General features: G+C 56.0%; 1 pseudogene. It reads right to left on the minus strand.

The annotated features are described in order from the left end of the window. Positions 1-95 precede the first annotated feature (95 nt). A pseudogene (locus tag M3149_RS22885) lies at positions 96-391 on the minus strand (hypothetical protein); the annotation flags it as partial.

The following is a 391-nucleotide window of genomic DNA, read 5'->3' on the forward strand; positions in this document are numbered from 1 at the left end:
CTACGAATCAGACCGGTGACGAAACAATGCTTGTTCAATGAACCCCAACGCCATGCAGTCATTATATCTATACAACACCCCATCAAAACTCCTTTTCAGCCATACTTCCAAGCCCTACTCCTCAAACTCCTCGTCTTTGTAGCAGCAGCAGCCTGCTTCGGCGCCGCCTTCGCAACCCTCCCACCAGCTGTCTTGGCTTTGGCGGGCTTCTCCTCCTTATCAGCCATGATGGCGCCCTTGCCTGCTTTTTTAACTGGTGCCTTCTTCTCCGCTGCAGGAGCCGAGTCAAGTCTTCTTTGGGCGACCGCGAGGCTTGGGAGCTGGCTTGTCTTTGTCCTCAGGTGCTGCAGCGGCTGTGGTGGACTTGAGGGGACGGCCGGCGCGCTTTGCT

The sequence above is a fragment of the Hydrogenophaga intermedia genome (assembly GCF_023715105.1).
Taxonomy (GTDB): Bacteria; Pseudomonadota; Gammaproteobacteria; order Burkholderiales; family Burkholderiaceae_C; genus Hydrogenophaga; species Hydrogenophaga intermedia_A.